This is a genomic window from Sporosarcina sp. Y838 (genome assembly GCF_056786515.1).
In genome coordinates, this window is sequence record NZ_JBXCJD010000001.1 from 222283 (window position 1) to 239014 (window position 16732).

The 16732-nt window shown below is 41.7% G+C and carries 14 protein-coding genes and 1 other annotated feature; of the genes, 11 read left to right on the plus strand and 3 right to left on the minus strand.

The features are described 5' to 3' along the window. Positions 1–43 precede the first annotated feature (43 nt). Positions 44–2179, plus strand: coding sequence for an ATP-dependent Clp protease ATP-binding subunit (locus AC1TO4_RS01040; RefSeq protein ID WP_482103801.1), 2136 nt, complete (start codon positions 44–46; stop codon positions 2177–2179). Positions 2180–2270: 91 nt separating this feature from the next. Here the strand turns inward: AC1TO4_RS01040 and AC1TO4_RS01045 are convergent, their stop codons facing one another. Further along, complete coding sequence (locus AC1TO4_RS01045) at positions 2271–2453, minus strand: DUF2929 family protein (RefSeq protein WP_482100224.1); 183 nt, start codon at positions 2451–2453, stop codon at positions 2271–2273. A gap of 186 nt (positions 2454–2639) precedes the next feature. Here AC1TO4_RS01045 and AC1TO4_RS01050 point away from each other — a divergent pair, with 186 nt between their 5' ends. The 3 genes from AC1TO4_RS01050 (at position 2640) to AC1TO4_RS01060 (ending at position 6106) form a co-directional block, all read left to right on the plus strand. After that, positions 2640–3572 carry a beta-ketoacyl-ACP synthase III gene (locus AC1TO4_RS01050; protein ID WP_482103802.1) on the plus strand — a complete coding sequence of 311 codons (933 nt, stop codon included), beginning with the start codon at positions 2640–2642 and terminating at the stop codon, positions 3570–3572. A gap of 78 nt (positions 3573–3650) precedes the next feature. Next, positions 3651–4886: a beta-ketoacyl-ACP synthase II gene (gene fabF, locus AC1TO4_RS01055; RefSeq protein WP_482100226.1), complete on the plus strand. Its 1236-nt coding sequence runs from the start codon at positions 3651–3653 to the stop codon at positions 4884–4886. Positions 4887–5941: 1055 nt separating this feature from the next. Beyond that, on the plus strand, positions 5942–6106 hold the full coding sequence (locus AC1TO4_RS01060) for a hypothetical protein (protein WP_482104032.1): 165 nt from the start codon (positions 5942–5944) through the stop codon (positions 6104–6106). Here AC1TO4_RS01060 and trpS read toward each other — a convergent pair. Further along, positions 6057–7043, minus strand: a complete 987-nt coding sequence (gene trpS, locus AC1TO4_RS01065; protein ID WP_482103803.1) for a tryptophan--tRNA ligase — start codon at positions 7041–7043, stop codon at positions 6057–6059. The genes AC1TO4_RS01060 and trpS overlap by 50 nt on opposite strands. Before the next feature lie 48 nt (positions 7044–7091). Next, positions 7092–7348: a binding site (T-box leader), on the minus strand. 59 nt (positions 7349–7407) lie between these two features. Continuing rightward, positions 7408–7752, minus strand: coding sequence for a DUF3899 domain-containing protein (locus AC1TO4_RS01070; protein ID WP_482103804.1), 345 nt, complete (start codon positions 7750–7752; stop codon positions 7408–7410). Between the two features lie 238 nt (positions 7753–7990). Between AC1TO4_RS01070 and AC1TO4_RS01075 the strand changes: the two genes are divergently transcribed. From AC1TO4_RS01075 to spxA, 7 genes are all read left to right on the plus strand, one after another. Further along, complete coding sequence (locus AC1TO4_RS01075; protein ID WP_482103805.1) at positions 7991–9703, plus strand: peptide ABC transporter substrate-binding protein; 1713 nt, start codon at positions 7991–7993, stop codon at positions 9701–9703. 168 nt (positions 9704–9871) lie between these two features. Further along, positions 9872–10801: an oligopeptide ABC transporter permease gene (gene opp3b / locus AC1TO4_RS01080; RefSeq protein WP_482103806.1), complete on the plus strand. Its 930-nt coding sequence runs from the start codon at positions 9872–9874 to the stop codon at positions 10799–10801. Then, entirely contained in the window at positions 10801–11820 is a 1020-nt protein-coding gene (opp3C, locus tag AC1TO4_RS01085; RefSeq protein WP_482100231.1) for an oligopeptide ABC transporter permease, read from the plus strand. The genes opp3b and opp3C overlap by 1 nt, the downstream gene beginning before the upstream one ends. 14 nt (positions 11821–11834) lie before the next feature. Continuing rightward, positions 11835–12899 (plus strand): ABC transporter ATP-binding protein, encoded by a 1065-nt coding sequence (locus AC1TO4_RS01090; RefSeq protein ID WP_482103807.1) that lies wholly within the window; start codon positions 11835–11837, stop codon positions 12897–12899. Next, positions 12899–13822, plus strand: a complete 924-nt coding sequence (locus AC1TO4_RS01095; protein ID WP_482100233.1) for an ABC transporter ATP-binding protein — start codon at positions 12899–12901, stop codon at positions 13820–13822. Before AC1TO4_RS01090 ends, AC1TO4_RS01095 begins: the two co-directional genes overlap by 1 nt. Before the next feature lie 765 nt (positions 13823–14587). Continuing rightward, positions 14588–15793 carry a putative glycoside hydrolase gene (locus AC1TO4_RS01100; RefSeq protein ID WP_482103808.1) on the plus strand — a complete coding sequence of 402 codons (1206 nt, stop codon included), beginning with the start codon at positions 14588–14590 and terminating at the stop codon, positions 15791–15793. A gap of 424 nt (positions 15794–16217) precedes the next feature. After that, a complete protein-coding gene (gene spxA, locus AC1TO4_RS01105) occupies positions 16218–16613 on the plus strand; it encodes a transcriptional regulator SpxA (protein ID WP_482100600.1) in 396 nt (131 codons plus the stop codon). Positions 16614–16732: the final 119 nt, after the last annotated feature.

Sequence of the window (16732 nt, forward strand, 5' to 3'; positions counted from 1 at the left end):
TCAAAGTTAGAAGTGACCTATAGAAAGGTGGATGGTTATGCGAATGGATGGACAACAAGAAGACCAGCGTACACCTCTTGAACAATTCGGACGCAATCTTGTCGAAGAAGTAAAAAAAGGTAAAATGGATCCAGTTATTGGACGTGATGAAGAAATTCGAAACGTCATTCGGATTTTATCGAGAAAAACGAAAAATAACCCTGTTTTAATAGGTGAACCTGGCGTTGGGAAAACAGCAATCGTAGAAGGACTCGCACAGCGGATTGTGAAGGGCGACGTGCCTGAAGGATTGAAAGACCGTCAAATTTACGAACTTGATATGAGTTCACTTATCGCGGGTGCAAAATACCGCGGTGAATTTGAAGAGCGCTTAAAAGGCGTACTGAAACAAGTGAAAGACAGTGCAGGGGAAATCATTCTATTCATCGATGAAATCCATACCATTGTCGGTGCTGGAAAATCTGAAGGTGCAATGGACGCTGGAAATATGCTAAAACCAATGCTAGCACGTGGCGAACTGTATTGTATCGGGGCTACAACGCTCGATGAGTACCGCATGAATATCGAAAAGGATCCAGCACTAGAACGTCGTTTCCAGCAGGTACTTGTACGCGAACCTTCCGTGGAGGATACCGTATCAATTTTACGGGGTTTGAAAGAACGCTACGAACTTCATCATGGCGTGCGCATTCATGATCGCGCAATTGTTGCAGCGGCAACCTTATCAGACCGCTATATAACAGAACGTTTCTTGCCGGACAAAGCAATTGACTTAATTGATGAAGCAAGTGCGATGATTCGGACTGAAATCGATTCAATGCCATCTGAATTAGATGCAGTGACACGTCGGATTATGCAACTTGAAATTGAAGAACAAGCTATGCGTAAAGAAAAAGATGCAGTGAGTAAAAACCGTCTAGAGGTACTGCGGGGGGAATTGAAAGAACTGAAAGATTCGTCCGCAGGAATGCGTGAGCAGTGGGATTCGGAAAAAGCGGCATTGCGTGTCATTCAGGACAAACGGGAAAAATTAGATCGTTTCCGGCGCGAACTGGAAGATGCTGAAAACCGCTTTGATTTAAACAAAGCAGCGGAACTCTCTTATGGAAAAATCCCAACGCTTGAGCAAGAGTTGCATGAACTGGAGGCCATCCTCGTAGATGGTCAGGAAAATCGACTGCTCCGTGAAGAAGTAACGGAAGAAGAAATCGCAATGATTGTTGCGAGGTGGACGGGCATTCCAGTGACGAAACTGGTTGAAGGTGAACGTGAAAAACTGCTGCGTTTGCGTGAAACACTTGAAGAGCGAGTTATCGGGCAAGATGATGCGGTTCAACTTGTAACGGAAGCCGTATGGCGTGCGCGTGCAGGTATTAAAGATCCAGACAAGCCTATTGGTTCATTCCTGTTCTTAGGGCCAACCGGCGTCGGAAAGACTGAACTAGCGAAAACGCTTGCAGCAACACTGTTTGATTCGGAAGATCATTTCATCCGCATCGACATGTCGGAATACATGGAAAAACACAGTATATCGAGACTGGTCGGCGCACCACCTGGCTACATCGGTTACGAAGAAGGCGGCCAGTTGACAGAAGCGGTTCGTCGCAATCCATACGCGGTCATCTTGTTGGATGAAATCGAGAAAGCACATCCGGACGTTGCAAATATCTTGCTACAAGTGCTAGATGATGGACGGATTACCGATAGTCAGGGAAGACTCGTAAATTTCACAAATACAGTTGTCATCATGACGTCCAATATTGGCTCAGCCTACTTGCTTCATGGTTTGGACGATACAGAAAATCATGCAGCAGAAGATCTCGTTATGGCTGAATTAAAAAATCATTTCAAACCGGAATTATTAAATCGAATGGATGATATTATCATTTTCCATTCGCTTACAGGAAATTCGTTCCGCAGGATTGCACGAAAAATGATTGATGACCTCGTCAAACGATTACGCATGCAGGAAATTGCTTTGGAATACAGCGAAGATGTACTTGATTGGATTATTAATGAAGGAACAGATGCCGATTTCGGTGCACGTCCATTGAAGCGGTTCATCCAGCGCCATGTTGAAACAATTGTTGCAAAAGAAGTCATTAAAGGCGATCTCAAGCTGAATGATAAGCTCGTTCTTACTATGGAAGAAGGAAAACTGGTTATTCAGCTAGTCTAAAAGAAAAAGCCGCGGCGCTTGAATTCCGTGGCTTTTTCTATGGGTTATCCAATAAAAAACCATCTCCGACGTGGGAGATGGTTTTTGTTGATCAATTATCTGCAACTTCGCCGTTTGGTAAAGCTTCACCCAAGATGATGACGACTACACCAACGATTAAAGAAACAACCACACCTGCCATGAAGTCAAATGGTACGTTGGCAATTGCACCAGTTACATAGTTCAACATTGTGATTAAACAGAAAGACCAGAAAAATGTCATTACGTATCTCATCGAATTCACCTCTACATTACTATTTCATTATTTATCATAGCACAGCAAGTGCATTGGAGAAACTATTTTCCATGGAATCAGAAGTTTATTTGGCGAAAAAGTGTCAGCGGGTTGAAAAATCGGCCTGTTTCTTTTATAGTTAAGAGCAGGTACTAATAATAGATGATAAAGAGCGGGGGATGCGAAATGAATGCTGGTATATTAGGCATGGGTAAATACGTGCCAACACAAGTTTTAACGAATGCGGACCTTGAGAAGCGTTTAGATACTTCAGATGAATGGATACGTACAATGACAGGCATCGAAGAAAGACGAATTGCAGATGATTCAACGAATACTTCTCATATGGCCTACAATGCCGCAGTGGAAGCGATTGATAAAGCAGGAATTAAGCCGGAAGAAATCGGACTAATCCTTGTTGCGACAGTAACACCGGACCGACCGTTTCCTTCTGTATCTGCCATGCTTCAAGAACAGTTAGGCGCAACACATGCAGCAGCAATGGATGTTTCAGCGGCTTGTGCAGGTTTCATGTACGGTGTTGTTACTGCGAAACAATTCGTCGAGTCGGGAGCATATGATTATGTACTCGTTGTTGGTGTTGAAAAACTTTCAAAAATCACCAACTGGGAAGACCGCAATACCGCGATTCTTTTTGGAGATGGAGCGGGAGCTGCTGTCATCGGAAAAGTGAGTGAAGGACGTGGAATTCTGTCATTCGAACTTGGTGCAGACGGTAGTGGTGGCAAACATCTTTACCAGGATGAAAAACTTGTCATGAACGGCCGCGAAGTATTCAAATTTGCTGTTCGTCAAATGGGAGAAACGGCTGAAAGTGTTATTGAAAAAGCGGGTCTTCAAAAAGAAGATATTGACTTTCTCATTCCACATCAAGCAAATATCCGAATTATGGAAGCATCTAGACAACGACTTGGTTTACCAGTCGAAAAAATGTCGAAGACAATTCATAAATATGGTAATACATCTGCGGCATCTATTCCCATTTCACTTGTCGATGATTTAGCTGAAGGCAAAGTAAAAGATGATGATGTCCTGGTTCTTGTTGGATTCGGTGGAGGATTAACATGGGGTGCTTTATGCATCAAGTGGGGACGTTAAGAATTGGGGAAATACGTTTTAAAATGGTTTTGCAATAACTGATCGAATTATCTTATATAGAGGGGAAGTTTATACGCTATGGAAACAAAACGTGTAGTAGTTACAGGAATTGGTGCTGTTTCTCCATTGGGGAATTCCGCTGAGGAGTCATGGAGTGCGGCATTAGAAGGCAAGTCTGGAATTGGACCATTGACAAGACTTGACAGTGATAAGTTTCCTGTAAAAGTAGCAGCAGAGGTTAAAGATTTCGATATCGAAACGTACATCTCGAGGAAAGATGCGCGTAAAATGGACCGATTCACACATTTCGCGCTTGCATCCTCGATTATGGCGATGAAAGATGCGGACCTGGTACTTGAAGGCGACTTAGCGCTTCGTACAGGTGTATGGATTGGATCAGGCATCGGTGGCATGGAAACACATGAACAACAGTTTCTAACATTCCAAGAGAAAGGCTACCGCCGCGTTAGTCCATTTTTCGTTCCAATGATGATACCGGATATGGCAGCTGGCCAAGTTTCCATTTACCACGGTGCAAAAGGCATTAATTCATGTACAGTAACAGCTTGTGCATCAGGTACGAATTCAATAGGCGACGCATTTGAAGTCATCCGTCGAGGTGAAGCGGATGTCATGATTACCGGCGGGGCAGAAGCACCGATTACAACGATGGCTGTTGCTGGTTTTTGTGCAAACACAGCTTTATCACTAAATCCGGATCCAGCAACTGCATCACGTCCTTTCGATAAGGAACGTGACGGCTTCGTAATCGGAGAAGGTGCGGGGATTCTCATTCTTGAAGAGTATGAACATGCTGTCGCACGCGGTGCGAAAATTTACGCGGAAATGGTCGGTTACGGTTCGACAGGTGATGCATATCACATAACAGCTCCAGCACCTGGTGGCGAAGGCGGTGCGCGAGCGATGATGCAAGCGATTGAAGACAGCGGCATCAGTCCTGACAAAATCGATTACATCAATGCCCACGGGACTAGCACAGCGTATAATGATCAATACGAAACAATGGCAGCAAAAACAGTTTTCGGTGAGCATGCTTATAAACTTGCAATGAGTTCAACCAAATCAATGACGGGTCATTTACTTGGTGCGGCAGGCGGATTGGAAGCAATCTTCACAGTGAAGGCGCTACAAGAAGGAATTCTTCCACCGACAACAAATTATGTCAATGCGGATCCTGAATGTGATCTTGATTATGTCACTGAAGGTGCACGTAAAGCCGACATCACTTATGCAATGAGCAACTCTCTTGGTTTTGGCGGACATAACGCTACACTCGTGTTCAAAAAGATATAAATTTTAATGATTGGGCGTCCCTTTTAAAAGGGGCGTCTTTTTTTGCTTGGTTAGGTATTGGATTCGGTTTATAAACAGCGCGATGGCAATTAACGACAGTATATATACATAGAGTGAAACGGAGATTCTGCTAATACCGCTCTGGCGCTTTGTGGTGCCTCTCGCGATAAGCCAGAAAGGAGGGCACTTTCCGTCTTATCGCTTCGGCTACCACGTAGTCGCGCCTGCGCTGGAAGGTCTATTTTAGAAAGCACATTTCGTTATTGAGGATGAGATTGGTAAATGTTAATTCCATAAAATGAGAGAATGAGTTTGACAACAGTATGTATATATAGAACGAACCAGAAAGCCGGCTAATACTGCTTCAGCGCTTTGTGGATGCCTCCCGCGATAAGCCGGAAAGGAGATCGCTTTCAGTCTTATCGCTTCTGCTACCACGAAGTCGCGCTTTCGCTGGAAGGTCAATGTAATAGGAAAGCTTATTTCGTTATTGGAGATTTGACTTGCAATCTATAGTGCCTTTTTCTCCAATGAAATTAGTATCAAATAGTAATCACATTATAATCTCAGTGCATACCTCTCAGAATTACTATCAATAATGGAACGCTCCAGCGCAAGCGCGACAAGGGGTAGCCGAAGCCCTGAGACAGGATGCGAAGCGCTATTCCAGGCTCAGGGCCAGAGGCATCCCCAAAGCGCCAAGCGGTATAAATTCCACACTCTGAACTAAAACTCAATCAATAATGTTACACTCCAGTGCCGGCGCGGCAAAGGGGTCGGCGAAGCTATAAGACTGGATGCGAAGCGTTAATCTAGGCTCATGGCGAGAGGCATCCCCAAAGCGCCAAGAAATCTAAATTCCACACTCCAAATTGCCCTAGCCATATAAGCCAACCAACTATATCTCTAAATTTACTCCACACAAAAGCCCCTCTTTCGTCTAAAAGAGGGGCATGCAGTCATATAATCAAAGAAAATCAAAAGGACGATGCATAATGACAAGGTTATTCCTATTCCTTATGAGCTACGGACTCATTGTCGTTACAGTTTCAAATATGATTTTCTATTTTAACTACAGATCACTAGGATATGAATGGTATCAAATATTCTATTTTATTTTACGTACGGCAGATTTTACACTGTTCGTCATTTCTTCAATCGTGATCATTCTTACCGTCTACGTCCGAGCCCCATCGCGGCCTCCATCTTACCGAGAGTGACAGACGCAATTGCGTTTGCTTTCTCCGCACCTTTATCCAGAATTTCATCAAGAACAGCTGAATCCAACAATTCATAATATCTTTCTTGAATAGGCGTCAAATGATTAATAACTGCTTCAGCAACACCCGCTTTAAATGCACCGTATCCAAGACCATCGTATTTCGCAACGAGATCGTCAATTGACACGCCAGACAATGCAGCTTCAATTGTTAGCAGATTTGATACGCCGGGCTTATTCTCGATATCGAATGTAACGATGCCTTCTGAATCAGTCACTGCGCTTTTGATTTTCTTTTCAATATCTTTCGGTGAATCGAGAAGAGAGATGGTTCCCTTTTTATTAGGGTCGGATTTACTCATTTTCTTTGAGGGATCCTGAAGGGATTTGATACGTGCACCATTCTTTGGAATCCGGACTTCAGGAATTGTTAAGACCTCGCCGTATCTCTTATTAAAACGTTCCGCCAAATCTCGTGTTAACTCGAGGTGTTGCTTCTGATCATCGCCGACAGGAACGATGTCAGTGTTATACACTAAAATATCAGCGGCCATAAGTGGTGGATATGTCAGCAAGCCAACCGAAACACCTTCTTTGCCTTCCGCCTTATCCTTAAATTGTGTCATGCGCTCAAGCTCGCCGATCGTCGATATACATTGCATCATCCATCCTGCTTGTGCGTGCGCCGGAACCTCCGACTGGATGAATAATACCGCCTTGGAAGGATCAATCCCGCTTGCAATATAAATGGCAGCTAGAGAACGAATGGTTTTTGCGAGTTCCACCGGATCCTGTTGAACTGTAATCGCATGCTGATCAACAATGCAAAACAGACATTCAAAGTCATTTTGCAACTCTGTAAATTGACGGAACGCTCCAATGTAGTTGCCCAGTGTCACTGTTCCTGTAGGCTGAACGCCTGAAAAAATGGTTTTCATCTTTACATCTCCTCCTCAATCATAAAAAAACATCAGCCGTCCCCGTAAAAAAGGGACGACTGATGTTTGATCAACCGTGGTACCACCCGAATTGCCCGAAGGCCACTCTGATTCCCATAACGCGGGGGACGTGACAAATTTCCACACGGTTCGATCAATAAATTCAAGCTAAATTGAACGAACTCAAGTGGGTTGACTTGTCAGGCTCAGGATCCCATTCTTCCAGTTTAGTATGCTTGTTTGCACCAACCACAAGCTCTCTGCAATACGAATACTGAAATACTCTTTTCCTTCAAAGCCATTCGCTATAAATGTTATTCACCATTATAAAGCGTAAAAGAAAACAATGCAATAGGCGGGTTCCTTATAAATAGAAGATAACGAGGGCAATTCCTGTTACAGCGAGGATGAGTGCACCAACGCTTAGAAAAGGGCCAACATTCCCTGTAAATATTTCTGAAGGCTTTCGCATTGACATGACATCTTCCATTCGTTTCTTAGATGTAAATACTTTTCTCATGCTTACCGTGAATACATCGAAAAAACCGGTTGAAAAAACAAGTGAAACCAAACCGATGAACATTATAATACCGCCAATGATGAAAGATGCATTTATATAAGAGAGGAGAGTCATCTCTTTGAAATAGACAAGCATCATTACAGCAATTAGTAGATGTGTGATTAGAAAGTTACGGAAAATTGTTTTCATATAACTACCTCGTTCCAAAGTAATAGTAATGGTATAGACAGAAAAAATCAATAGTACAGAAAAAAGTTTATGAATGTTTTACCAAAAAGTTCTGCTGTAAGCGTTACCATTATAGCATTATAGGAATAATATCTGTATTAGTACACTATGATATTTTAAAAAGGTATGTACAACTGAAATAATCATAGTATAATGATGAAGTACCTAGTTATCAGACAATTTAGAGGAGGTCATCGATTTGAAAACCCACAAGTTTATGTGGCTAATTAGTATCATGCTTGTACTTAGCGTGTTCCTAGCAGCGTGCGGCGACAAAAATGAAGACGCAGGCACTACAGAACCGGAAAAAGACAAAGACAAAGACAAAGGAACTACGGAAGAACCTGCTGAAGATGTAGCACAAGTTCTTAATTTGGTTGAAGAGGCAGAGATTCCTTCTATTGACTCATCAATTTCAGAAGATGCAGTTGGTTTCAACGTACTGAACAACATCATGGAAGGGCTTTACCGCCTTGACCAAGAAAGCCTTCCGGTACCAGCTATGGCAGAAGGTGAGCCAGAAATCAGTGAAGATGGACTGACTTATACATTCAAAATTCGTGATGCACAATGGTCAAATGGAACACCTGTAACTGCACATGACTTCGTATATGCTTGGCAGCGCGCGATTGATCCTGACACAGGTTCACCTTACGGACCGTACTTGATGGCAGGAATGATTAAAAATGCTACTGAAATCGGCGAAGGGAAAGCAGAAATTGCAGACCTAGGCATTAAAGCTGAAGATGATAAAACTCTTATCATTGAACTTGAACGCCCGGTTGCTTACTTCCTATCACTTATGTCTTTCGGGACATTCTTACCACTTAATGAAGAGTTTGTAACAGCACAAGGCGACAAATATGCATCTAACTCTGACGCCATGATTTATAACGGCCCATTCTCATTATCTGATTGGGATGGTACAAGCGGTTGGAAATATCTTAAAAACGATAAATATTGGGATGCAGAAACTGTAAAACTTGATGAAATCGTTGTTGACGTTGTCAAAGAAACTGCAACAGCAGTTAAATTATATGAACAAGGCAAGAAAGACCGTGTAAAACTTTCTGCTGAATACGCAATGCAATTTGCTGATAATCCAGACATCGTCAATGAGATGGAAACAGCAGTATTCTACTTCAAAATGAACCAAGAACGTGGTGGTAAGGCTACGCCACTTGCTAATGCTGACATTCGTAGAGCAATTGCCACAGCGTATAACAAAGAAGAACTTGCAGACGCAGTTCTTGCCAATGGATCTATCGCTGCAAACTTCTTAGTACCAACTGCTTTCACATTTGACGAAGACGGAAAAGATTTCCGTGACTACAGCAAGGAATTCGCTGTGTATAACGTTGAAGAAGCACAAGCTTCATGGGCAAAAGGACTTAAAGCATTAGGTACAGATAAAGTTGAACTTGAAATCCTTGGTGGAGACACTGAAAATGCTAAAAAACAACAAGAATGGTTCAAATCTGAACTTGAAAGAAACCTTCCAGGTTTGACGATCAAACTGAAAGAAGTTCCTTTCGCTGTACGTCTTGAACTTGATGATACAAGTGATTACGATATTCAATCAGCTGGATGGGGCCCTGACTTCCAGGATCCAATCTCGTTCATGGAATTGTTCGTAACAGGAAGCCCACAAAACAAGATGAACTACTCTAATCCTGAGTATGACAAATTGATTGAATCTACAAAAACGACAATCGCAACTGATCCAGTAGCACGTTTTGAAGCTTTTGCAAAAGCTGAACAAATTCTTCTTGAAGATGACGTGGCTATTGCACCTCAGTATCAACGCGGAAGAATGGTTCTTATGAATCCAGCAGTAAAAGATCTTGCTACACATCCATTCGGTGGCGACTATAGCTACAAATGGGCGTACATCGACGCTGCAGAAAAGTAAGAATAACAATTTGTTAGCTTAAAATCTTATAGAAAAGAGAGTATATGGGTATTTCTGACCATGTACTCTCTTTTTCACTGAGATGGAACAAACTAAAAATTCATTTTATCAATTTATTGCAAATTGACTATGTAGTAGGTTTAATACGAATTTCCAGGAGGTATGAAAATGGCAAAGTATATCACAAAACGCGTGATTTATATGTTCCTATCACTATTTCTAATCGCATCATTTACATTTGTCCTTATGAAACTGCTTCCAGGGTCCCCGTTAGCTTCCGCAGAAAAATTATCCATTGAGCAAAGGGAGGTCGTTTATGAGAAATATGGCTTGAACGATCCAATCCCCGTACAGTACGTCAGGTATATGGGGAACCTTGCAAAAGGTGACTTTGGTGTATCGTTCCAATATAAAAATGCGGATGTAACTACTCTAATTGTGAAGAAACTAAAATACTCAGCTATTCTAGGTGCCCAAGCGCTCATTTTCGGTACTTTAATAGGAATCGCTCTCGGGATGATTGCTGCTTTGAAGCAAAACACAGTCTGGGATTATGGAAGTACAATAATCGCAATTCTAGGAATTTCGATACCATCGTTTGTCTTTGCCGTTCTGCTACAATATGTCTTTTCGGTATGGCTTGAATGGCTGCCTGTCGGTCTTTGGGAAGGATGGAGGTCAAGTATTCTGCCATCCATCGCACTAGCAATGGGCCCGATTGCCGTCTCGGCAAGGTTCATTCGTACAGAAATGATAGAAGTATTAAGTTCAGACTATATTTTGTTAGCGAAAGCGAAAGGTGCAAACTGGTTTGAGATAGCTTTCAAACATGCATTTCGTAATGCGCTTATTCCACTCGTCACGGTACTTGGACCGCTCGCAGCTGGATTATTGACAGGATCACTCGTAGTAGAGCAGATTTTCGCAATTCCAGGTATTGGTGAGCAGTTCGTCACTTCTATTAGCACGAACGACTTTTCTATCATCATGGGTACGACGATGTTCTTCTCAGTCCTCCTCATTGTGATCATATTAATTGTGGATATTCTTTATGGGATTATTGATCCGCGTATCCGTTTGTCTGGAGGTTCCAATTAATGAATAAAAACTTTGATAAATTACCAAAGGATTCGTTTGAACGGATTACGATAGATAGTTCACATGCAGAAAGAATTTCGAAACCTAGTTTGAGTTTCTGGCAAGATGCTTGGCTTCGTATTCGGAAAAATAAAGCAGCTATCGTTAGTATGTTTGTTTTAATCTTTATCGTATTTATGGCATTTGCTGGCCCTTACATGGTTGAACATGATCCAGAGGATGTAAGAGTAGCGCATGCGAGCTTGCCACCGAAAGTTCCGGGACTTGAAAAACTAGGGATTTTCGATGGTGAAGGTAAACTTGGTACAAAAACAGTCAATCTCTATGAACTGAAGAAGGTTGACGAGTATTACTGGTTTGGTACAGATAGCCTAGGACGAGATTTGTTTTCACGTCTATGGCAAGGAACGCAAATTTCTTTAATCATCGCTTTCGTTGCTGCTTTCATTGATGTTGTAATAGGTGTTATTTACGGTGGGATTTCCGGTTATTATGGGGGTCGAACCGATGACATTATGCAACGGGTTGTAGAAGTGTTAATCGGAATTCCAACGCTAGTCATCGTAATACTGATGCTAATGATTATGGAACCGGGTATCTGGGCAATCATTATTGCCATATCGATAACCGGATGGATCGGCATGTCTCGTATTGTCCGCGGCCAAGTCCTTAAGTTTAAAAATCAGGAATTTGTCTTGGCGGCCAAAACGTTAGGTGCAAGTGATAGACGAATTATCAGCAAACACATACTACCGAACATTATGGCGATCATTGTTATCAATATGATGTTTACAATTCCGACTGCGATATTCTTCGAGGCTTTCTTAAGCTTTATCGGGCTTGGTCTTCAAGCGCCAGAAGCGTCTCTTGGAACGCTGATTAATGATGGTTATAAATTCATTCAGTATCAGCCGCATATTTTGTTCTTCCCGGCATTTGTTTTGAGTATTCTGATGATTTCGTTCAACTTAATCGGGGACGGAATGCGTGATGCACTTGATCCGAAAATGAAAGATTAAAGGAGGAAAGTGAAATGGAGAAAATTGTTGAAGTGAAAAACCTGGAGCTTTCCTTCCATACGTTTGCAGGAGAAGTGAAAGCAATTCAAGGCGTCAATTTTGAAGTTTACAAAGGGGAGACCCTCGCGATTGTTGGTGAGTCGGGTTCAGGTAAATCAGTAACGACAAAATCTATCATGCGACTGCTTCCTAAATCCAGCACAGAATATAAAAATGGTGAAATTTTATTCGGAGGAAAAGATCTACTGAAACTTCCTGAAAAAGAGATGCAAAAAGTTCGTGGAAAAGACATCTCGATGATTTTCCAGGATCCGATGACATCTCTCAATCCAACAATGACAATTGGCAAGCAGATTATGGAGCCGTTGTTGAAACACCAAAAGCTTAGTAAATCCGATGCTTGGAATAAATCGATTGAGTTATTGGGCCTTGTCGGCATGCCTCAGCCCGATATGCGCATGAAACAATACCCACACCAATTTTCAGGTGGGCAACGCCAGCGTATCGTTATCGCTGTTGCACTGGCATGTAATCCAAAATTACTCATTGCGGATGAGCCAACAACTGCCTTGGACGTAACAATCCAAGCCCAAATTTTAGAGTTAATGAAAGACCTTCAGAAGAAAATCGATACGTCGATTATATTTATCACACATGACCTAGGTGTTGTAGCGAACGTAGCTGACCGTGTAGCGGTCATGTATGGTGGGCGAATCGTCGAAGTGGGAACGGTGGATGAGATATTTTACAACCCGCAGCATCCGTATACATGGGGCTTGCTGAGTTCTATGCCATCACTCGATACAATAGACGAAAAACTATATGCGATTCCAGGGACGCCTCCAGATCTGTTGGATCCTCCAAAAGGGGACGCGTTTGCACTGCGCAGTGAATACGCTATGAAGATTGATCTTGAACAGGTTCCGCCACTATTTAAAGTGAGTGAAACGCATTATGCTGCCACATGGCTTCTGCATCCGGATGCGCCTCAAGTGGATCCTCCAGTGGCCGTCATGGAACGCATGAAGAGATTCCCCGGAAGTCGTTACTACGTTGGTAATGCAGGAGGTGACCGTTAATGGCTGAAAAATTAGTAGAAATCAAAAACTTGAAGCAGTATTTCAATTATGGGAAAAAGAATGAAGTGCGTGCAGTTGACGATATTACATTCGACATCTATAAAGGGGAAACACTCGGTCTTGTAGGTGAATCAGGTTGTGGTAAATCCACGACTGGCCGTTCAATCATTCGGCTTTATAATGCAACAGGCGGAGAAGTTATCTATGATGGCATCGACGTGCATGCGAAAAAATCGCAGAAAGAACTGAAAGAGTTTAACCGGAAAATGCAAATGATATTCCAGGATCCTTATGCTTCATTGAATCCTCGAATGAAAGTGCTTGATATTATCGCCGAAGGGCTCGATATACATGGGCTTGTTAAGAACTCGAAAGAACGTACAGCACGTGTCCACGAGTTGTTGGAAACAGTCGGTTTGAATCGCGAGCATGCGAACCGGTATCCACATGAGTTTTCAGGCGGACAGCGTCAACGTCTAGGTATTGCACGTGCGCTAGCAGTTGAACCTGAATTTATCATCGCGGATGAGCCGATTTCAGCGTTGGACGTATCGATTCAAGCACAAGTAGTTAACTTGCTTAAAGAGCTTCAAGAAGAAAGAGGACTGACGTATCTATTCATTGCGCATGACCTTTCAATGGTAAAGTATATATCAGATCGGATAGGTGTTATGTATTTCGGTAGACTTGTCGAAATTGGACCTGCTGATGTGTTGTATACTGCACCTTTACACCCCTATACACAATCGCTTCTATCAGCGATTCCGTTACCGGATCCAGCTTATGAACGTAGCCGTGTCCGTAAGAGCTACAATCCAAAAGCACATAACTACACTGAAGATGAAGAAGTGAGCATGCGCGAAGTATCACCGGGACATTTTGTCCTTTGCTCACAACGTGAATTTGATTCCTTTTCAGTGTAATTAGCTACTAGTTCACACACTGGGCACTACATGTAGAATAGCTATTGGTTCGCTTTGAATTGAACAACTTCTAAAGCGTCAACGAGGTGTATTGATAAGGGGAGGGATGCGACTTTGTCGCATCCCTCCTTATTTTTTTCGGTAATCGTATGGTGATTGTTCATTCAGCGCTCTCCAAAGACACTAGTACCGAAGGTTTTTGGGACGAATGAATAGATCGCTTCTCGCTTGGTTAGAGCAGTCAAAAATACAATTTTGACTGCTCTAACCTTCTTCTACAGGATCTCTATTTAATTTTAGGAACTATTACTTTAAAGCAGAGAATACAATGTACAACGTGCAAGAGTGCCCGAAATTATATCTTCGGGCACTTACACCTTTTATAGAAAGGCATTTATTCTTTTATTTCAAAGCAACAGCATTTTTCACTTGAATATTGTAGGATCGCGACAGGCAATTAATCGCAACAGGATTACCCTAAAGAGTGTGTCTAGAAGTGACGGAGTCACTTCTAGACATCCTTGCCCCTCGGTAAAAGTGTCGTCTTTAATTAGCCGTAAGCGGACCTGAAATAGTCCAGTGAAAAATGAGGTTTTTAATCCCTTCCGCCCGTATTTTATACTTATTACTGGTTTATCGACAGCTGTGCTAATATATGAAACTAGGTCGGTCTTCGACAAGGAAACTGGCAATTCTCTATATATCGCTATTATTCATGTAGTCAATTTGATAGAATGATTGAAAAGAGAGGATGGTTCGATTGTTATGAAAACAAAGATATGGTTACCGGCTATGCTGCTTATTCTAGCAATTGCGCTACCAATCAAGACAGATGCCGACGAAGTTAAAAAACACGAAGATTTTGCAGAACGCTCTTATGGTTTTGAAGCAATAGATGAGAGTATGGTTGCCTCCTCAACGCTATTCAGCTTCGATTCAGGACTGACATTTGAATACCCGGATGCAATTCGGGGTGTCTACGTAACAGGGCACTCTGCGGGCGGTGAACGTTTTAATTATTTAACAGATTTGCTAGATAAGACAGAACTGAATGCAATGGTTATTGATATTAAAGATGATTTTGGAAACATTACCTATCAACCTGCTGATGATTCACCCTTGAAAGCATTGGGGATTGGTAAACCTTATATTGAAAATCCTCAAATCATGTTGAAGACATTAGAAGAAAAGGAAATCTATCCAATTGCCCGTATTGTTGTATTTAAAGATAGTGTCCTTGCAGAAATGCGTCCGGATTTATCATTCATGGAGGGCGACAGCGTATGGAAAAATGGACGGGGAGAATCATTTGTCAATCCTTTCATGAAGGAAGTATGGGATCACAATGTCAATATTGCCATTGAGGCTGCTAAAATGGGTTTTCAAGAAATTCAGTTCGACTATGTTCGTTTTCCAGAAGGCTTTGAAAAACGTCATGATTCGTTGAAGTATACATATGAATCCTATGCGGAATCTGAACTCGACCCTGTACAACGCCGTGTAGAAGCAATTACGGAATTCGTTGCCTATGCACGTGAGCAATTGAAACCATATGGCGTCAAAGTATCAGTTGATATTTTCGGTTATGCAGCAACGCTCCCGGAAGCGCCAGGTATCGGACAGAACTTCGGAAAGATATCGGAAAATGTGGATGTCATATCATCGATGATTTATCCAAGTCACTGGACGTCCTATTTTGGTATTAAAAAGCCGGACCTTGAACCGTATAAATTGGTTTCTGAATACGCCAAGTTAGAAAATGCAGTGCTAGCTAAGCTTGACAATCCACCGATATCACGACCTTGGATACAAGATTTTAGTGCACCATGGCTTGGATCAGGAAATTATTTGCGTTATGGAAAAGCTGAAGTCGATGCGCAAATCCAAGGTCTGAAGGATAACGGTATAAACGAATATCTACTATGGAATGCAGGAAACAAATATTCACCAGGTGTAAATTACAATCCATGACATACAGAAAGTTCAGGAACGCGATTGCTGTTACTGGATTTTCTTTTTATTTAATGAAACCTTTACCACTATAAGACGTATTATATAGTGTAGATAATTAAATGATGAAGTACTTATTTTCAATTAGATACAATCTAAATGAGAAATAGATTTAATTGAAAGAGGGATGTTTAATTATTTTTCCTTTCGGGTATAACAGTAGAGAGTACAAACACATACTGTTAAAGTTCAACAAAAGCCTTTAATGTTGTGGAATTGTGACAATAGTGTATGAGCCAATGAATATTTCTGGAAAAGTGTATTCATCAGTAATGAATACGTGTATAATAGAAAATAGAAGCAATCAGATTAAAGTTATTCTAATTTACTTGTAAAAATATATATCAAAACATTCGAGCCGACTGAAAGGAAGTGTCAGCATATGATGGTTACATTATTTACTTCACCTAGCTGTACATCATGCAGAAAAGCAAAAGCATGGTTAGAGAAACACGAGATTCCGTATACTGAACGTAACATTTTCTCAGAACCATTGAATATTGATGAAATAAAAGAAATTCTTCGAATGACTGAGGACGGAACTGATGAAATTATATCCACTCGCTCAAAAATATTCCAAAAACTAAATGTTGATGTGGAAAGTCTTCCACTGCAACGTCTGTACGAGCTAATTCAAGAACATCCAGGTCTTTTGAGGAGACCAATCATCCTAGATGAAAAAAGGCTTCAAGTAGGCTATAATGAAGATGAAATTCGCCGATTCCTACCGAGAAAAGTAAGAGCCTATCAGCTGCAAGAAGCGCGGCGCATGGTAAACTAATCAAACCAATAGTGTGAAGCTGATAGGGATTGACATTGCAAAATGCCGTATTCCTATCAGCTTTTTGTATTTCTCTTGCTTTCCTGGTGGATGTTCTCTACAATGCTATTACTATCAAA